Genomic DNA, 16,857 nt, shown 5'->3' with positions numbered 1-16,857 from the left:
GGATTCACCATGTCCGAGACCCTGATTGTCCTTGTGGTATTTATTCTATTAAGCACTCTAGGCCTTAACCTATATCCAAGTTTTTCAAAGGGAATGCAAAATAAGATGTTCCTTAATCAATTGAATGAAGATATTTTTTATGCACAACAGTATGCAATAAGTCACGAAAGCTTGATTTATTTCTATGTGGATAACGATATTTACACGATTTACTCTTATAAGGAAGAAGTGATACTAGAGAGAAAGATACCGCCGGACGTACAGTTCATGAATGGGACATTAGGGGCTTCTTTTTATTTCAATCAATATGGAAATGCTTCAAAAGCCGGTACGATGACCATTGATACTTCAAAGGGGAAATACAAGCTGGTGGTCAATATCGGTAAAGGGAGGTTCAGGATTGAGAAACAGTAAAGGATACGTCTACTTAGAAATGATAGCCTCTTTTTCCATTTGTGTATTCCTAGTGATTTCCATGCTTCCTATTCTTGAAGATTCGATGTCCAATCGTAAGAACGTAGTTTTGAGGGCGGATGCCCATCATTTGCTGTATGAAAGATTGTTGGCATATATGGATGGGGAAATACAGGCTATCCACGAAGAAATTACGTACCAGGAAAAATCGTATGAATTGACCTGGAATGTCCAAAAGGAGTTTCCGGATATGGTTGAAGGATGTGTCCGATATGAAAATGCAAAGGGGAAGTATGAATCGATTTGTGATGTTGCGAAAAAGTGAAGGGTTTACCATGATTGAAATGCTCTTTTCCTTAATGATCCTGCTGACCCTTTCCCTTTTTATCCTCCAGTTTTTCTCAATCATTCAATCCCAGATAGGAACAAAAAATAGAATACATCCTAAAGAGTGGGAGATCTTTACGTTGCAAATGCAACAGGAAGTCAGAAGCTCCAAAAGCCAGGATGTTGTGGGGAATAAATTATATTTACTTTCAGGAGAGGATTTGTCTTTAATCGAGCAATATAATGACAAGCTTAGAAGACGGGTTAACGGGGAGGGCCATGAGGTCATACTCCAGAACATTTCGAATGTGAAGGTTGAAAAGGATGGCAACGTCATCGTGCTCAATATAACGGATAAAGCAGGTCAGACCTTTATACGAAGGTTCCATCCCTTCATTAAAAGTGAGTTGGTGGCTGATGAATAATCAAAAAGGAGTCATATTCCCAATGGTTATGATTATAGCTAGTGTTTTTATCATGTTCACGATACTGATGATTGATCAATTCATTATTGATAAAAAATTTTATAAAGAAGTAGAAGAGACCTTACTTTCCGATCACTTAGTGCATCTGGCCGTTAATGAAGTGACAGCCGAATGGGAGGATGAGGTACCCAAAAGCATTCAGGGGGAAATCGCCTATCCTAATGGTGATGTTCACTATAGGTTAACGAAGCAGGATGTGCGATATGCCTATATCGAATTTTCTTCTATCACCAAAAATAAGCGAGCAGGCCGAATCATCATTCTATATGATAAAAAACTAGGTAGAGTGATAGAATGGATAGAAAAACTGAAGGACTAACATGTCGATTTATGGTGAATACGAATATGGAATACGAATATGGGGCATACTTGGTCATGGGTGATAATGTATGTCTACGAACGCTTATATCAAATATATTACACAGCAAATCGTACAGTATTTCAATTTAACCAAGAGAGAAAGAAAAGAAAAGCGCCGTCATCGGAAAGAGGATAAGGAGCCTAGAGTTTCTCACTGGTTTGGGATTGTCCCTTTCGCCGTGTCCATGTTCATTAAAAAAGTCAAAAAAAGAAAGCAGATGTCTTGAATTCATAGACATCTGCTTTTCTTAATGATTGCTAAAGAGACCATTATGCTAATGATTGGTCGGATAAATAGAATAGCCCGCCATTGATGATGGTAATTTGGATATTTGGCTCATATTGGGCTTGCAATGCCTGTTTCTCAGTAAAATAGCTTTCGCTTTTATCTTCCATATCCTTATAAAAATGTTCCAATAGATTCAAGTCTGTCTGCCACCGTTCCATCGCTTCTTCCGCCCAGGTATGATCATCATTCTCGAAGCTTTTACGAATATATGTATCGAGTCTGGATAGCCCGCTTTTAGGCATGATCAAGGGGGAAAGTGTAAAAGAATAATCCGGTATTTTGGGAGTGACCTTGACCGACAGGAGACGCTCATGAAATCCTTCTATGAATTCACCGGAAATTAAATTAAGTCCTATGGACATGAAGATATCTTTTTTTCTGTCACACTGATAAGAGATTTTTACATTTTGGGTGAGCCAAGGAAAAAGTGGACTTTGGCCCGTCTTCAAGGGAGGCCTATCCTCAAAAAGCCTGATGAAACCTGCCAGCCTCTTGGTCGACTGGATAATTTGGTGGAGCCGTGGCGAACCAAAATGAATGATTTCCCCTTTCAAATCAGGCGGTGCCAGTTCGGGATGGGTGATGAACGTAAGCATGCCAGGATTCGGTATCCCACCGGTTTTTTCGAGATAGTGCCAGTAAAAAGGTCTGTTCATGAGTTCCTTATCCATTTCGATCGTTAACTGAACAGTGAGATATGAAGAGGTATTTTCCAACACCTCACATGCGTTGGATTGAAAGTAGGTTATTAAAAAATCATGAATTTCCTGTTGCTGCATGGATTTCACCATCCTTCATAGCTTGTGCGAACTGAATCATGGAAGACAAATTATCCATTTTAATTTTCATTTCTCCTTCTGATTTGGACTCTCCGACAACATCAATTAAATATTCCTCGATATTGTTAATATCCAACTTCGTTAAAATATCATCCAATTCTCCAATTACCTTTTCAAATAAGTGGATTTTTTCATATAGCAATTTCAAAATATGTTCTTCGACTGTATTTTTAGTGGCAAAGTTATAAATCATGACGTCTTCTTCTTGACCAAGTCGATGAATCCGTCCAATCCTTTGTTCCAACCTCATTGGATTCCAAGGCAAATCAAAATTGATCAAGTGATGGCAAAACTGTAGGTTGATTCCTTCTCCTCCGGCTTCGGTGGCAATCAATACCTGGATTTTCTTCTGGAATAGTTCCTTCATCCAATCTTTTTTACCACGCTTAAACCCTCCGCGGAATGGAACGGATGAAATGCCATGCTGTTGCAGGTACCATTGTAGATAAAGCTGTGTAGCGCGATATTCGGTGAAAATAATGACCTTGTCATCAATTTTCTTAATAAGTTCCAAAGCCTTCTCTGCCTTTGAATTTTGTTCGGTGAGGTTTACTTTCTCAAACAGATCATCCAATCTTGCTTCAAAGTCAGCCGATGGTTCTTTGTATTTTTCCTTCATATTCTTCAATGTATAGTAGACTGCTTCTCGGCTGCTGCATGCTTCCCTTTGAAGGGTGAGTGAAGAAAAAGCACTTCCTTTTGTTCCGTCTGATATTGGTTTAAACTTCGTTACGGCATCATACAAGGCTTGTTCAGTTGGTGAAAATTCAATGATGATCGTCTCTACACGCCGTTTCGTCCATTCAATTCCAGTATCGGCACGTCGGTTTCTTATCATGACCGTATTGACAAGCTCCTTTAAGTGCTCATCTTCTAGAATGTTCCGGCCTTTCCCTTTGTATTTTTCGGAAAAGAGTGCGGCATTTCCTAGGTGTCCAGGCTTTAATAATGAAACGAGATTAAAGATTTCCTCGATTTTATTCTGAATGGGTGTAGCAGTCAGCAATAAACAGAATTTCTTTTTAAGATTTTGGACAAATTCATAATTTTTCGTTTTATTATTTTTAAGTTTATGAGCTTCATCAATAATGATAAAGTCATATTCTTGATTGAAAATGATATCCCGATGGGGGGCTCGCTTAGCCGTATCGATGGATGATATGACGATATCGCATGATTCCCATACATAACTCTTCCTTTGAACGACTGCAGGAATATGAAACTTCGTATTCAGTTCGAAAGCCCATTGGGTGACAAGTGATGCGGGTACAAGGATCAAAACCTTTTTAACCAGTCCCCGAATCATATATTCTTTTAAAATCAATCCCGCTTCGATAGTCTTACCAAGACCGACCTCATCAGCCAATATGGCTTTGCCATTCATCTGTTCAACCACCTGACGTGCAGCCTCTAATTGATGGGGAAGGGGAGTCAGTTGTTGAAGGTGCTTAGGCGCTTGTAAGCCTTCGAAATCAGGAATAATTAGGTTCTCTTCCATTTGGATGGCCAGTTTATAAAGATCCCAATTTCCCCATGGACCGTCGTTTTCCATCTTTTGCAGAAATTCATCATTCCAATCAGAACTGAAGGATATATTGATTTTCATTGATTCTTGCTCCTTCTTAAAACATAATTTTCTTAGTTTCTTTAGACCATGAACTTTTTTATAGGTTAATAAAATCTTTCTCCACGAAAGTTATTGCAGAGTAAAGTATCTTAGGGTAGGATGTAAATATATTTAGAAAATTGCAATAGTACTGAAGTTAGAAGGAAAATATTCTTCTTGGATAATAATTTTAGTTATTATAGTATTAGCATTTGGATAGTGCTTTATCCAAAGATCAACAATGAGCAGATTGGTACCCATTTCACGCAAATGGATGACCATCAGGTGGGGAATTTTCAGTCTTTTCCATCAATATGCGGGTGAGGATAAGGGGAGAGACTACCATCTACATATGTAGCGCCGAAGGAGCAAACTTAGCAGTGAATCTCTCAGGCAAATGAACTCTTATCGGACGCGACTCTGGAGAGCGCCAATTATTTAATGACGGCCACCAAAGGGGAAAACCTATAATATAGGTAAACTTTCAGGTTTCAGGACAGAGAAAAAGCCATTTTGGCTTTCTCTGTCCTTTTTTGTGTCTTTTTTTAAGGAATATCAGGTGAAAGAGAACAAGCAAAAAAATTGAAGGAGGTCATTTTTTGAGCAATTTAAAAAGAACGCCATTATTCGAGGTTTACAGTGAGCACGGTGGAAAAACGATCGATTTTGGTGGGTGGGAACTACCTGTGCAGTTTACCGGCATAAAAGATGAACACGAAGCTGTGCGTACAAGAGGTGGCTTATTTGATGTGTCGCATATGGGAGAGATTGAGGTAAAAGGTTTCGGGAGCCTTTCTTTTTTACAAAAGATGCTGACGAATGACGTAGCCAAGCTGAAACAGGGAGGAGCGCTATACACAGCGATGTGTTATGAAAATGGGGGGACCGTGGACGATCTTATCGTTTACCAAAAAGCGGAAGAGGATTATCTGCTTGTGGTCAATGCAGCCAACATCGAGAAAGACTTCAATTGGCTTCAAGCGAATGGTGTGGAAGGTGTCAGCATCAATAATGTTTCAAACGATTATGCGCAACTTGCTCTGCAGGGTCCTCGAGCGGAGAAAGTATTGCAGAAGATTACCGACCAAACCGATTTAAGCACAATTGGCTTTTTTAAATTTAAAGAAGATGTCCACATTCATAATATATCCACGATGGTTTCACGTACAGGGTATACGGGGGAAGATGGTTTCGAGATATATTGCCGAAGTGAGGATGGTCCAGCCCTCTGGAGAAAAATTTTGGAAGCTGGTAAAGATGATGGGATACAACCGATTGGACTGGGGGCCCGTGATACCCTTCGATTCGAAGCGAAACTACCGCTTTATGGTCAAGAGCTTTCGCCGGACATCACCCCAATCGAAGCGGGGATTGGTTTTGCGGTTAAACCGGATAAGGCGTCAGACTTTTTTGGAAAAGCCGTGCTTGCCGAACAAAAGGAAAAAGGGGCACCACGTAAGCTTGTTGGCATCGAAATGATTGACAGAGGCATACCTCGGCATGGCTATAAAGTATATAACGGGGAGAAACTCATTGGCGAAGTGACGACAGGGACTCAGTCACCAACATTGAATAAAAATGTTGGATTGGTCCTTATCGATAAAAATCACTCAAGTCTATCCACGGAAGTAGAAGTGGAAATCCGTTCTAAGAGACTGAAAGCCATTGTTATCCAAACACCTTTTTATAAAAATACACGAAAATAGAAGGGAATGGTCCATAAGATGAAACATCGTTACTTACCGATGACAGAGCAGGATAAAAAAGAAATGTTGGAAGTTATAGGGGTCACATCCGTCGATGATCTCTTCAGCGATATACCAGAAAATGTCCGATTTCAAGGTGAATATGACATAAAACCAGCAAAATCAGAGCCAGCCTTAATGAAGGAACTATCGAAACTGGCTTCCAAAAATGCGGATTTGAAAAACTATGCATCTTTCCTTGGGGCTGGCGTGTATGATCATTATTCGCCTGTCATCGTCGATCACGTCCTATCCCGTTCGGAGTTTTATACAGCCTACACTCCCTATCAACCGGAAATTTCTCAAGGAGAGCTTCAGGCCATCTTTGAATATCAAACGATGATATGTGAATTGACGGGTATGGAGGTGGCGAATTCCTCGATGTATGACGGTGGAACAGCCTTAGCCGAAGCGGCCATGCTTGCCGCCGGACAAACGCGCCGGAAAAAGATTCTATTATCATCTACTGTCCATCCTGAATCAAGGGAAGTGGTGAAAACCTACGCAAAGGGTCAACGGGTGGAGGTCATCGAGATTCCTCATAAAGACGGAGTCACAGATATTGCTGCTTTAAAAGACCTGGCTTCGGATGATATTGCAGGCGTCATCGTACAGTACCCCAACTTCTTTGGAGGCATCGAACCGTTGAAGGAAATGGAAGCAATCATACATAACGAGAAATCGATGTTTATCGTATCGAGTAATCCGCTTGCACTTGGTGCATTGACTCCGCCGGGAAAACTCGGTGCCGATATCGTGACGGGTGATGCTCAGCCATTCGGCATTCCAGCCGCATTCGGCGGACCTCATTGCGGATATTTCGCGGTCACGAAAAAACTGCTACGGAAAGTGCCGGGCCGTTTAGTCGGTCAGACAGTGGATGAGGATGGAAAACGGGGCTTCGTACTGACGCTCCAAGCACGTGAGCAACATATACGCCGTGACAAAGCTACATCCAATATTTGTTCCAATCAGGCATTGAACGCATTGGCAGCCTCTGTAGCCATGACTGCTCTAGGGAAAAAAGGCGTCAGAGAAATGGCCGTCCAGAATATTCAAAAAGCCCATTACGCAAAAAAGACGCTCCAAGCACAAGGAATTGAAGTGGTCTTTGAAGGACCTTCGTTTAATGAATTTGTCATTAAGTTGCCTCTTCCCTACAAAGATATCAATAAGAGGCTCTTTGAAAAAGAAATGATTGGTGGTTTTGACCTGGGCTCCGTTTATCCCGAGTTGAAAAATCATATGCTAGTGGCTGTAACGGAACTAAGAACAAAAGAAGAAATCGATGCATTTGCGCAGGAACTGGGGGATCAACTATGAATAATCAAGATCAATCACTCATTTTTGAAATCAGTACAGCCGGTCGAATCGGGTATAGCCTTCCTGAAATGGATGTAGCGGATACTCCACTAGAAGAAATCCTGCCTGTGGAATATATACGTACGGAGGAAGCCGAGCTTCCGGAAGTTTCCGAGCTTGATATCATGCGTCATTATACGGCTTTATCCAAACGGAACCATGGAGTGGACTCTGGGTTTTATCCACTCGGCTCCTGTACGATGAAATATAATCCGAAAATTAATGAAAATGTCGCCAGGTACAATGGTTTTGCCCATATCCATCCATACCAGGACCCAGAAACCGTCCAAGGTGCCCTAGAGTTGTTATTTGACCTTCAGGAACATTTGACGGAAATTACAGGAATGGATCAAGTGACCTTGCAGCCTGCTGCCGGGGCGCATGGTGAATGGACTGGGCTCATGATGATCAGGGCTTTCCATGAAGCGAATGGAGATGTAAAACGTACGAAAGTCATCGTCCCCGATTCGGCCCATGGAACGAACCCGGCTTCGGCAACAGTTGCCGGACTAGAGACGATTACGGTGAAATCCAATGAATTCGGGCTCGTGGACCTTGAAGACTTGAAGCGAGTGGTAGGACCAGATACAGCAGCATTAATGCTTACAAATCCAAATACATTAGGCTTATTCGAAGAGAACATCCTGGAGATGGCACAACTTGTCCATGATGCCGGTGGAAAGCTATATTATGACGGGGCTAACCTGAATGCTGTTCTTTCCAAAGTGCGTCCAGGAGATATGGGTTTTGACGTTGTTCATTTAAATCTCCATAAAACATTCACTGGACCCCATGGCGGAGGAGGACCTGGTTCAGGTCCGGTTGGGGTGAAGTCGGATTTAATTCCCTATTTGCCTAAACCGATCGTGACAAAAGAGGGCGATCAGTTTGTCCTTGATTATGACCGTCCACAATCCATTGGAAGGGTCAAACCCTATTATGGGAACTTCGGCATCAATGTAAGGGCTTATACGTACATAAGGTCAATGGGACCGGATGGACTTAAGGCCGTTACGGAGAATGCCGTCATCAATGCAAATTATATGATGCGACGTTTGGAACCATTTTTCGATTTGCCATATAATCGCCATTGTAAGCATGAATTTGTATTGAGTGGTCGGAGGCAAAAGCAGTTGGGAGTCCGTACATTAGATATTGCGAAAAGACTACTTGATTTTGGGTATCATCCACCTACCATATATTTTCCGTTAAATGTAGAAGAAGGAATGATGATCGAACCGACGGAAACGGAGTCAAAAGAAACACTGGACGCTTTCATAGATGCAATGATACAAATAGCCAAGGAAGCCGAAGAAACCCCTGAAATCGTTCAGGAGGCACCCCATACCACGGTTATTAAACGCCTGGATGAAACATTGGCCGCTAGAAAACCAATTCTTCGTTATCAAGCATGATGCTGAAAAAACCCCTGCCAGATGGCGGGGGGTTTTTTAGTTGGTGAAATTCATATGTATCTCGGGAAATAACATGCTTGGCCTGTTAAGCATGAGTTCCCTATTGAACAGTATGATATGTTTCAAAACCGGATAAGATGGAAGGTTTAGGCAATTGGCCTTATTTCTTCGCCTTGATCTTCCCTGTCCACATTTTGAAACCGCCTTTTAAGTGAAAAAGTTCTCTGTAGCCTTTTTTATATAGCATGGCTGCCGCTCTTCCGCTAATGATTTCACTTTGAGCATACAAGTATACAGGCTTGTCCTGCCTAATCTCCACTAAGCGGGTCTTCATTTGTGTCATAGGGATATTTCTTGCCCCTAAGATATGTCCATTATCAAAATCATTAGGTTCCCGTACGTCAATTAATTGAACTTTTCTGTAATTAGAGATAAATTCTTCCTGTGTTAAGGTTTTAACGATTTTACGTTGACGGAACCAATTAAATAGTGAATATGCAACGATGGCTACTATGATGATAATCAGTGTATATAAGATATCCAACCATAAAAACTCCCTTCTACCTAAACGAATACAGACAATGTCTATTATATAATTGGTTTCTCCAATAATCAAAAAAAATTTTATAAATATTTGGTGGAATAGCTTACTTTCTTTTTTACGTTGCTAAACTCTGGTAAACTACTACTTGTGAGTTTTTTTAGAGGGTTTAATAAGCCTACGTGAAAAGAGGGGTAATCGTGACGAAAGAAAAATGGGGATTCATTGATTCAGGCGATTGTTCACCTGCTTATAATATGGCAATGGACGAAGCACTCTTGAATTGGCAGAGTAATGGGGAAATCCCTCCCATGATCCGGTTTTACGGGTGGAACCCGGCTACATTATCCATCGGGTATTTTCAAAGGGCTGAGACCGAAATCGATTTGGCGGAAGTTGAAAGGCAAGGCTTAGGTTTTGTCCGTAGGCCTACAGGCGGTCGGGCTGTTTTGCATGAACATGAACTCACCTATAGCGTCATTGTCCCAGAGTCTTATCCGGGAATGCCGAATACAGTGACCGAAGCATATCGGGTGATTTCTGAAGGAATATTAAAGGGGTTCAGAAACCTCGGACTGGATGCCTATTTCTCTGTGCCTGAAACTGACCAGGATAAAGAGATGCTGAAATCTCCAAAGTCCTCAGTTTGCTTTGATGCGCCAAGCTGGTATGAACTGGTGGTTGAGGGAAGGAAAGTTGCGGGCAGCGCACAAACGAGACAAAAAGGTGTTATCCTTCAGCATGGAGCCATCCTGCTTGAACTTGATGAGGAGAAGCTATTTAGTGTATTCAAGTTCTCCGATGATAAAGTAAAAGAGAAGATGAAAAACAATCTGAGAAACAAAGCAGTGGCCATCAATGACATTGCTGGTAGAAAAATAACTATTTCCGAGGCGAAGGTAGCCTTTGAAAACGGTTTTTCTGAGGGTCTGTCGATTGATTTGAAACCATATGTGCTGAGTGAAAAGCAATTACAGGAAGTGAAGGACATCGCCAAAAATAAATATGAAAGTGATGACTGGAATTTTTTGAGGTAGAAAAAGAGGGGAAGCGAGAGTCGGGAATAAATAAGTTTTTTCAGATTTGTGTGAACAAGCATGTATTCCTTGTAACGTCAGTGCTTTGAAAGAGGCGGGCAAAATGCAATGTTCAAATTCATTGAAATCTGTCTAATTTTTATTATAAATCGACATTTTCCTCCCTTTTACTAACTCAATTAATTGATTCACCGTTTGACAAAATTAAAAGACAATCAACCACAACACAATATATAGTGGTTAAAATAAATACTTAAACACTACATGTTGAATTTTGTGTTTCGCTATGATAAATTTAGTGTAACTTGTTAAGCGAAACGGACATGTAGGTTACATATTGATTTTTGCAACAAGAACGGATCTGAAACATGTAAAGGAGAGGGAATTATGTCGGTTGTAATTAAAGAAGCTTTAAAGGTTGATCTAGAAAGGTTGAATAAAGATATATCTTTATTTCCCCAAGTTCATCCTGTAACGGCTGATATGAAAATGATGCATAAGGGCGTGTCCCGTCTAGTTATGCTTGACCGTTATTCTTTTAAGGATACTGAAAAAATCACACTCTCTGCTGGCGATTTTGTAGTATTGACAATTAAAGAAGATCCGAAATTTCCTGCACGTGGTCTTGGCCATATCGTCGAAATAGATTGGGAATCGAAAAAGGCAAAGGTTTTAGTGGATGAAGAGTTCCGCGGAGTGCTGGATAATCCGGAAGAAGTGGAAACAGGAATCATTAATCGGCCGCTTGATATCATCGAAAAGCCGCTTGAAATATATTACGAGCAAATTGCCAAGCGTAATGCAACTGGTTTGGCTTCAGTGGAAACGACTGAAGAAAAAAGAACGGAATGGTTCAATAAATTTTATGAAGAATTAAAGGACCTTAATTTCGTGCCGGCCGGCCGGGTATTATATGGCGCTGGTTCTAACACGGATGTAACGTACTTTAATTGTTATGTCATGCCGTTTGTACCAGATTCACGCGAAGGGATTTCCGAGCATAGAAAGCAAGTCATGGAGATCATGAGCCGTGGTGGTGGAGTCGGTACGAATGGCTCTACTCTCCGTCCAAGAAACACCCTTGCGAAAGGGGTCAATGGCAAGTCTTCAGGTTCTGTTTCATGGCTTGATGATATAGCGAAATTGACTCATTTGGTTGAACAGGGTGGAAGTAGACGCGGTGCCCAAATGATCATGCTTACTGATTGGCATCCAGATATTGCGGAGTTCATTATTTCAAAAATGCAAAATCCGAGGATTCTTCGTTACCTAATGGAGAACACAAAAGATGAAACCATAAAGAAATATGCATCGGATAAATTGAAGTTCACACCGCATACCGAACAAGAAACGGCGATGTACCAAGGAATCATTAATTATAAAGAGATTCCGGGTCTAGGTGGATTCAGTGAAAAAATCATTAGGGATGCTGAAGAAAAAGTTCGCGTAGGCGGAACGTATAGCGTCCACAATCCGGACTTTTTGACTGGTGCCAATATCTCAATCTGCTTAACCAAAGAGTTCATGGAAGCCGTCGAAAAAGATACGGAGTATGAGTTGCGCTTCCCTGATGTCGAAAGCTACGACGCGGAAGAAATGGCGATTTATAATGATGAGTGGCACAATGTAGGAGACGTACGCGAGTGGGAAAAAATGGGCCATAAAGTCCGGGTTTACCGTAAGATCCGTGCTAAGGAGCTTTGGAACCTGATTAACATTTGTGCGACGTACTCAGCAGAACCGGGAATATTCTTTATTGATAATGCCAATGAGATGACGAATGCAAAAGCTTATGGACAGCAAGTCGTTGCTACGAATCCATGTGGTGAACAGCCATTGGCTCCATTTTCAGTGTGTAACCTGGCAGCGGTCAATTTAGCTGAGATGGCGGATAAAGATAATAAGACCGTTAACTTCGAAAAACTTAAGAAAACAGTTGAAGTGGGCGTGCGGATGCAAGATAACGTCATTGATGCAACCCCTTATTTCCTAGAGGAAAACAAAAAACAAGCACTCGGCGAGAGACGGGTTGGATTAGGTGTCATGGGACTGCATGATTTGCTAATTTATTGTGAAACCGAGTATGGATCAGAAGAAGGAAAAATCCTGGTCGACAAAGTGTTTGAAACGATTGCTACGTCTTCTTACAGGGCTTCGGTTGAACTTGCAAAAGAAAAAGGCAGCTTCCCGTTCCTGAAGGGAACGTCGGATGAAGAAACGAATGAGCTTAGAACGCGCTTCACGAATACTGGATTCATGAAGAAGATGCCTGAGGATATTCGTACAAGCATTGCCGAGCACGGTATCCGGAACTCCCATTTATTGACCGTGGCTCCTACGGGCAGCACAGGTACGATGGTCGGCGTTTCGACAGGTCTTGAACCATACTTCTCGTTCACATATTTCCGTAGCGGACGTTTAGGGAAATTCATTGAAGTCAAAGCGGACATCGTTCAGGAATACTTGGATCGTCATCCTGAAGCCGATCCTGATAACCTTCCTGAATGGTTTATTTCGGCGATGGAATTGGCTCCTGAAGCCCATGCGGATGTTCAATGCATCATTCAACGTTGGATTGATAGCTCAATCAGTAAAACGGTTAACGCCCCAAAAGGGTATACCGTCGAGCAGGTCCAAAAAGTGTACGAGCGCTTATATAAAGGCGGCGCAAAAGGTGGAACGGTTTATGTAGATGGAAGCCGTGACAGCCAGGTTCTTACATTAAAAGCTGAAGAAAACCAAATGGAACAGCAGCTTGAAATGGATGGCTTAACAGATGTGGAAGAAAAGAAAAAAGTCGTTCTGGTTGATACCATCAATGAACTGCGTTCGACTAATGTAACGATAGGTTCGGAAGTGGGTAACACGTGTCCAGTTTGCCGTAAGGGTGAAGTCCAGGAAATGGGCGGATGCAATACTTGTACGAATTGTGGTGCCCAATTGAAGTGCGGGCTTTAAACCAGTAATGAAAAGATGTATCGTTCATAAAAAAACAGCCCTTTGGATTAAGATAGTCCAAAGGGCTGTTTTTTAATGTCTAGAGGATTTCAGTGTGATTTCAAGTAGAGGAATGTTCTATTATTGAAAACCTTTTTATGGATTCCTTAAATAAATATCCCCTATCAATTTTACTAAGTAATATTGATAGGGGATATTATATTTATGCATTGGGCTCTTCTATTTCTTCTTTCAATTCTTTAAACCATTTTAAGTTCACTTGATGATGAGAACGAGAATTTTCGTTCATGCGGCGAAAATAATCGATTTTACCAGGAAATTCTTTTGTGATGGCTAGATAATCATCGAGGAGAGCAATTCGAGCTTCAGTCTGGTCAATTTGTGCTTGAATTAATTTTAATAATTTATATTTATCGAAATCATCTGCAAAGAGTAACGCCACATAGCATTGTAAGTTGACATATTCGGATTTAGTTCCAAACTTCACCATTAATTTTTCGAATTCTTCCATTCCTGAATTTGTGATAATAAAACGGTGGGTTTCGCGCCCATTGCTTGAAATTGTTTGATGAACTTGTTCAATCAAGCCTTTTTCATCAAGTTGTTGTAAGTTGTAATAAAATGAACCCTTCGTAAAGTTAACGATATACTTATAATGTCGTTTTTCCATTAAAGTTAGTAGTTCGTAGCCATGCGCTCCAGGATTTTGGATCAGCAGGCCAAGTATAAGCAAGGGGATTATGATTGCATCACCTTCATCATTTTTGCTTCAAATTCAGCGTATGTGATTTTGCTTAAAGCCATATTCATACTATGAATATAAATTTGTTCTGTTTTTGAATAGTCAGTATTGGTTTTTAATGATTGTTCTTCATTCGAAAGAGGTGTTAGGACATCGCACTTTTTCGAAAATGCCTCGTAGTAGCGATAACCAAATTTTCGTTGCGAAACAGCGTCCAAATGAATACCGTCCGGATTGGCTGTTAAGCCTTCTGCCGTTACAAAGTAACAGTTTTGCTGAGTATGAGCAAATCGGAGTAACTGTTCATTAACTTGTTGAGACTCTGTTGCGTATTTTCCAAAACCTATTTTCCCTAAAAAGTCACCAAGTCCACCAATGATTAAAGGGACATCTTCAAGTTCTAATTCTTTTCTTAAAGTATCAATAATCAGGACCAATTTCTCATAATATGTTTCATGAAGACCATGGTTGCTATCACTTTCGCCTTGGTGCCAAAGAATACCGCAGATTTCACTAGACTCAAGCGCAAATCGAGCTTCAGATAAAGCATGTTTAAAAAGGGTACCTTCTGGATGCCAATCATTTAAAGAACTGCATCCTTCCGCACAAGGAATTAAGCCAATTTCATCATCAGGATTGACTTTCGACCATTCCTCTGCAAAAGATGCTGCGAGACTTACACCAGCAACAGGACGATCGTAATTAATCGGTTCGGTCATCATTTGCCATTGACCATTGCGTAGCATTTTTATTTTTTCATTATAGATAGGATCTACTTCATGCAAGAATCCACGTCCTGCCATATTTGACTGACCTAACATTAAAAAAGATTTTGTCATTTAATTTTCACGCCTTTGGATAACTGATATAGTCTAATTAGACTTTCATCATTATATAGTCTAATTAGACTATCGTCAACTTGTTTGTCTACAAGGAACTTTTACTAACGAAAAATATAGAATCCCATCATGCTGATTACCTTATATGTCATACTTAAACTTATTAAAAAGCTACAAAAAGTCGTCGAGGTAAGCTAAGAAGCTTTCCTCGACGACTTTTTGTGTTATTCCCTATTAGCACGCCCTAACCCTTTTTTTTGGAAAACGTCTTTATGAAGTATTTTCAGTTTTATGGTTAGACTATTCATTATCAACATTAATGAGGTGTTTGAATGGAAAACCAGAAAGGTAATAGTAAGGTTAGCGTGTGGTGTATTGTAAGCATGGCTTCGATTCCTCTCGTTATGACCCTGGGGAATTCAATGCTTATACCCGTACTACCGGTTTTTGAAGAGAAAGTGAATATCACTTCATTTCAATCGAGTATGATAATCACCAGTTATTCGGTCGCGTCCATCTTTCTTATCCCCGTGGCGGGTTACTTATCTGATCGCATAGGAAGAAAAAAAGTCATACTACCGAGTCTGATATTAGCTTTAGTTGGAGGATTGGTTGCAGGGTTCGCATCCTGGAAAATGGACAGTCCATATACCTGGATAATCATTGGGCGGATCCTTCAAGGGATTGGAGCATCTGGGGCGTCACCGATTATTCTTCCGTTAGTGGGGGACCTTTATAAGGATGACGATGAAAAGACCAGCTCGACGCTTGGCATCATCGAAACGTCAAATACGTTCGGCAAAGTTTTAAGTCCGATTTTAGGATCTTTGTTTGCAGCTGTCCTTTGGTTCCTTCCGTTCTTTTCCATTTCCTTTTTTAGCCTGATCTCAATCATTTTCGTATTCTTTTGCATCAAGGTTCCAAAAAATGAAGATGAGCCTCTTAAGTTCAAGGAATTTTTTAAAAAAACGAAGGCTACCTTTAAGAAAGAAGGAAAATGGCTGTTCGTAGTCTTCATATTGGGTGTTTTCGTCATGCTCATTCTTTTTGCGGTGCTATTTTTCTTATCGGATAATCTGGAGAAATTGCATCATCTAAAAGGAGTGAAAAAAGGCTTTATATTGGCTATCCCTTTATTATTCCTGTGTATCTCCTCTTATATAGCGGGGAGGAAAATCAAAGGAAGCATTCCTTTGATGAGAAAGATCATTTTGGTCAGTTTAATACTGATGTCGGCAAGCGTGGCATTTGTAGGATATACAAAGGACAAACTCGTGATCATGCTCATTCTAGTGAGTATATTGGGGATTGCCATTGGGGCGCTACTTCCAACATTGGATGCGCTCATCACTGAGAATATCGAAAAGGAACAACGAGGAACCATCTCGTCTTTTTATAGCGCGGCCAGGTTTATCGGTGTCGCGGCAGGACCACCGCTCATGTCTGTGTTAATGAAAAATCATTTAAACATGAGTTATATTATTTCCGCCGTGATTGGTCTCATCTTGCTATTCCTCGTCTTTAAAATCATTAATAAAAAAACATTGAAACCGGACGACAAGAAAGCCGAATCCTAAAGGAATCGGCTTTCTCTTTGTTGTATCTGTCAGTTGTTTTCCATTTGTTGGCCGATTTCTTTTTCGGCCAGCTCAAGATTTGCACTTCTTAAAATGGAGTACTTGTCGACAGAGTCTCCAGGGATACGCTGTAAAGTTGGATTTTCATTAACTGTGACAGTCATTTCTTTATTTTCGGTTACTTTTCGGAATGCATTTTGCTTCTTTGACATATTGCATCTCCTTTCCATTATTTACAGAATAAAAACCATCATGAGGATTTTAGAAGTGGCAAAAGCTATCCTTATATATAGGTTGTCTAGTTTAACTAAAACTATGACC

The 16,857-nt window shown here is 40.7% G+C and carries 17 protein-coding genes and 2 riboswitches; of the genes, 11 read left to right on the top strand and 6 right to left on the bottom strand.

Translation table 11 applies throughout. The features are described 5' to 3' along the window. Positions 1 to 9 precede the first annotated feature (9 nt). The 5 genes from comGD (at position 10) to ACIQXU_RS01055 (ending at position 1,813) form a co-directional block, all read left to right on the top strand. Complete coding sequence (gene comGD, locus ACIQXU_RS01075) at positions 10 to 414, top strand: competence type IV pilus minor pilin ComGD (RefSeq protein WP_402869477.1); 405 nt, start codon at positions 10 to 12, stop codon at positions 412 to 414. Further along, entirely contained in the window at positions 401 to 739 is a 339-nt protein-coding gene (locus ACIQXU_RS01070; protein ID WP_402869475.1) for a hypothetical protein, read from the top strand. Before comGD ends, ACIQXU_RS01070 begins: the two co-directional genes overlap by 14 nt. Then, the gene (gene comGF, locus ACIQXU_RS01065) at positions 687 to 1,166 is read left to right on the top strand and encodes a competence type IV pilus minor pilin ComGF (protein ID WP_402869473.1); all 480 of its coding nucleotides are present in this window, start codon (positions 687 to 689) and stop codon (positions 1,164 to 1,166) included. Before ACIQXU_RS01070 ends, comGF begins: the two co-directional genes overlap by 53 nt. A gap of 22 nt (positions 1,167 to 1,188) precedes the next feature. Further along, positions 1,189 to 1,545: a competence type IV pilus minor pilin ComGG gene (gene comGG / locus ACIQXU_RS01060; protein ID WP_402986232.1), complete on the top strand. Its 357-nt coding sequence runs from the start codon at positions 1,189 to 1,191 to the stop codon at positions 1,543 to 1,545. A gap of 70 nt (positions 1,546 to 1,615) precedes the next feature. Further along, a complete protein-coding gene (locus ACIQXU_RS01055; RefSeq protein WP_402869469.1) occupies positions 1,616 to 1,813 on the top strand; it encodes a YqzE family protein in 198 nt (65 codons plus the stop codon). Positions 1,814 to 1,856: 43 nt separating this feature from the next. On the opposite strand, the gene ACIQXU_RS01050 is transcribed toward ACIQXU_RS01055, so the two are convergent. Both ACIQXU_RS01050 and ACIQXU_RS01045 read right to left on the bottom strand, forming a co-directional pair. Beyond that, positions 1,857 to 2,654, bottom strand: a complete 798-nt coding sequence (locus ACIQXU_RS01050; RefSeq protein ID WP_402869467.1) for a YqhG family protein — start codon at positions 2,652 to 2,654, stop codon at positions 1,857 to 1,859. Next, the gene (locus ACIQXU_RS01045; protein ID WP_402956549.1) at positions 2,632 to 4,320 is read right to left on the bottom strand and encodes a DEAD/DEAH box helicase; all 1,689 of its coding nucleotides are present in this window, start codon (positions 4,318 to 4,320) and stop codon (positions 2,632 to 2,634) included. Before ACIQXU_RS01045 ends, ACIQXU_RS01050 begins: the two co-directional genes overlap by 23 nt. A 320-nt stretch (positions 4,321 to 4,640) precedes the next feature. Beyond that, positions 4,641 to 4,735: riboswitch (glycine riboswitch) on the top strand. A gap of 3 nt (positions 4,736 to 4,738) precedes the next feature. After that, positions 4,739 to 4,822, top strand: a riboswitch (glycine riboswitch). Positions 4,823 to 4,919: 97 nt separating this feature from the next. Between ACIQXU_RS01045 and gcvT the strand changes: the two genes are divergently transcribed. The 3 genes from gcvT to gcvPB are packed head-to-tail and all read left to right on the top strand — an operon-like array spanning position 4,920 to position 8,842. Continuing rightward, positions 4,920 to 6,026: a glycine cleavage system aminomethyltransferase GcvT gene (gcvT, locus tag ACIQXU_RS01040; RefSeq protein ID WP_402986229.1), complete on the top strand. Its 1,107-nt coding sequence runs from the start codon at positions 4,920 to 4,922 to the stop codon at positions 6,024 to 6,026. A gap of 18 nt (positions 6,027 to 6,044) precedes the next feature. Next, on the top strand, positions 6,045 to 7,388 hold the full coding sequence (gcvPA, locus tag ACIQXU_RS01035; RefSeq protein ID WP_402986226.1) for an aminomethyl-transferring glycine dehydrogenase subunit GcvPA: 1,344 nt from the start codon (positions 6,045 to 6,047) through the stop codon (positions 7,386 to 7,388). After that, a complete protein-coding gene (gcvPB, locus tag ACIQXU_RS01030) occupies positions 7,385 to 8,842 on the top strand; it encodes an aminomethyl-transferring glycine dehydrogenase subunit GcvPB (RefSeq protein WP_402986224.1) in 1,458 nt (485 codons plus the stop codon). The genes gcvPA and gcvPB overlap by 4 nt, the downstream gene beginning before the upstream one ends. A gap of 160 nt (positions 8,843 to 9,002) precedes the next feature. Here gcvPB and ACIQXU_RS01025 read toward each other — a convergent pair whose 3' ends face one another. Then, positions 9,003 to 9,386 carry a rhodanese-like domain-containing protein gene (locus ACIQXU_RS01025; protein ID WP_402986223.1) on the bottom strand — a complete coding sequence of 128 codons (384 nt, stop codon included), beginning with the start codon at positions 9,384 to 9,386 and terminating at the stop codon, positions 9,003 to 9,005. Between the two features lie 197 nt (positions 9,387 to 9,583). Here ACIQXU_RS01025 and ACIQXU_RS01020 point away from each other — a divergent pair, with 197 nt between their 5' ends. Next, complete coding sequence (locus ACIQXU_RS01020; protein WP_402986220.1) at positions 9,584 to 10,420, top strand: lipoate--protein ligase family protein; 837 nt, start codon at positions 9,584 to 9,586, stop codon at positions 10,418 to 10,420. Between the two features lie 387 nt (positions 10,421 to 10,807). Then, positions 10,808 to 13,378 (top strand): vitamin B12-dependent ribonucleotide reductase, encoded by a 2,571-nt coding sequence (locus ACIQXU_RS01015; protein WP_402986219.1) that lies wholly within the window; start codon positions 10,808 to 10,810, stop codon positions 13,376 to 13,378. A gap of 202 nt (positions 13,379 to 13,580) precedes the next feature. Here the strand turns inward: ACIQXU_RS01015 and ACIQXU_RS01010 are convergent, their stop codons facing one another. Further along, entirely contained in the window at positions 13,581 to 14,120 is a 540-nt protein-coding gene (locus ACIQXU_RS01010) for a PadR family transcriptional regulator (protein WP_402987331.1), read from the bottom strand. Continuing rightward, positions 14,117 to 14,959, bottom strand: coding sequence for a sialate O-acetylesterase (locus tag ACIQXU_RS01005; RefSeq protein ID WP_402986217.1), 843 nt, complete (start codon positions 14,957 to 14,959; stop codon positions 14,117 to 14,119). Before ACIQXU_RS01005 ends, ACIQXU_RS01010 begins: the two co-directional genes overlap by 4 nt. 332 nt (positions 14,960 to 15,291) lie before the next feature. Here ACIQXU_RS01005 and ACIQXU_RS01000 point away from each other — a divergent pair, with 332 nt between their 5' ends. Beyond that, on the top strand, positions 15,292 to 16,536 hold the full coding sequence (locus ACIQXU_RS01000; RefSeq protein WP_402986215.1) for an MFS transporter: 1,245 nt from the start codon (positions 15,292 to 15,294) through the stop codon (positions 16,534 to 16,536). A 29-nt stretch (positions 16,537 to 16,565) separates the two neighbouring features. Here ACIQXU_RS01000 and ACIQXU_RS00995 read toward each other — a convergent pair whose 3' ends face one another. Then, complete coding sequence (locus ACIQXU_RS00995; protein WP_402986213.1) at positions 16,566 to 16,748, bottom strand: hypothetical protein; 183 nt, start codon at positions 16,746 to 16,748, stop codon at positions 16,566 to 16,568. Positions 16,749 to 16,857: the final 109 nt, after the last annotated feature.

Origin of the sequence: Peribacillus sp. NPDC097284, from assembly GCF_044761765.1 — a bacterium.
In the GTDB taxonomy this organism is placed as follows: Bacteria; Bacillota; Bacilli; order Bacillales; family DSM-1321; genus Peribacillus.
Note: the sequence above shows the minus strand (reverse complement) of the source record. Positions and strands in the feature narration are given on the sequence as shown.

What these genes read in the sequence shown, in the direction of transcription:
- comGD (WP_402869477.1), top strand. Translation starts at nt 10, where the DNA reads ATGTCCGAGACCCTGATTGTCCTTGTGGTATTTATTCTATTAAGCACT.
- comGF (WP_402869473.1), top strand. Translation starts at nt 687, where the DNA reads ATGAAAATGCAAAGGGGAAGTATGAATCGATTTGTGATGTTGCGAAAA.
- comGG (WP_402986232.1), top strand. Translation starts at nt 1,189, where the DNA reads ATGGTTATGATTATAGCTAGTGTTTTTATCATGTTCACGATACTGATG.
- ACIQXU_RS01055 (WP_402869469.1), top strand. Translation starts at nt 1,616, where the DNA reads ATGTCTACGAACGCTTATATCAAATATATTACACAGCAAATCGTACAG.
- ACIQXU_RS01050 (WP_402869467.1), bottom strand. Translation starts at nt 2,654, where the DNA reads ATGCAGCAACAGGAAATTCATGATTTTTTAATAACCTACTTTCAATCC.
- ACIQXU_RS01045 (WP_402956549.1), bottom strand. Translation starts at nt 4,320, where the DNA reads ATGAAAATCAATATATCCTTCAGTTCTGATTGGAATGATGAATTTCTG.
- gcvPA (WP_402986226.1), top strand. Translation starts at nt 6,045, where the DNA reads ATGAAACATCGTTACTTACCGATGACAGAGCAGGATAAAAAAGAAATG.
- gcvPB (WP_402986224.1), top strand. Translation starts at nt 7,385, where the DNA reads ATGAATAATCAAGATCAATCACTCATTTTTGAAATCAGTACAGCCGGT.
- ACIQXU_RS01015 (WP_402986219.1), top strand. Translation starts at nt 10,808, where the DNA reads ATGTCGGTTGTAATTAAAGAAGCTTTAAAGGTTGATCTAGAAAGGTTG.
- ACIQXU_RS01005 (WP_402986217.1), bottom strand. Translation starts at nt 14,959, where the DNA reads ATGACAAAATCTTTTTTAATGTTAGGTCAGTCAAATATGGCAGGACGT.
- ACIQXU_RS01000 (WP_402986215.1), top strand. Translation starts at nt 15,292, where the DNA reads ATGGAAAACCAGAAAGGTAATAGTAAGGTTAGCGTGTGGTGTATTGTA.
- ACIQXU_RS00995 (WP_402986213.1), bottom strand. Translation starts at nt 16,748, where the DNA reads ATGTCAAAGAAGCAAAATGCATTCCGAAAAGTAACCGAAAATAAAGAA.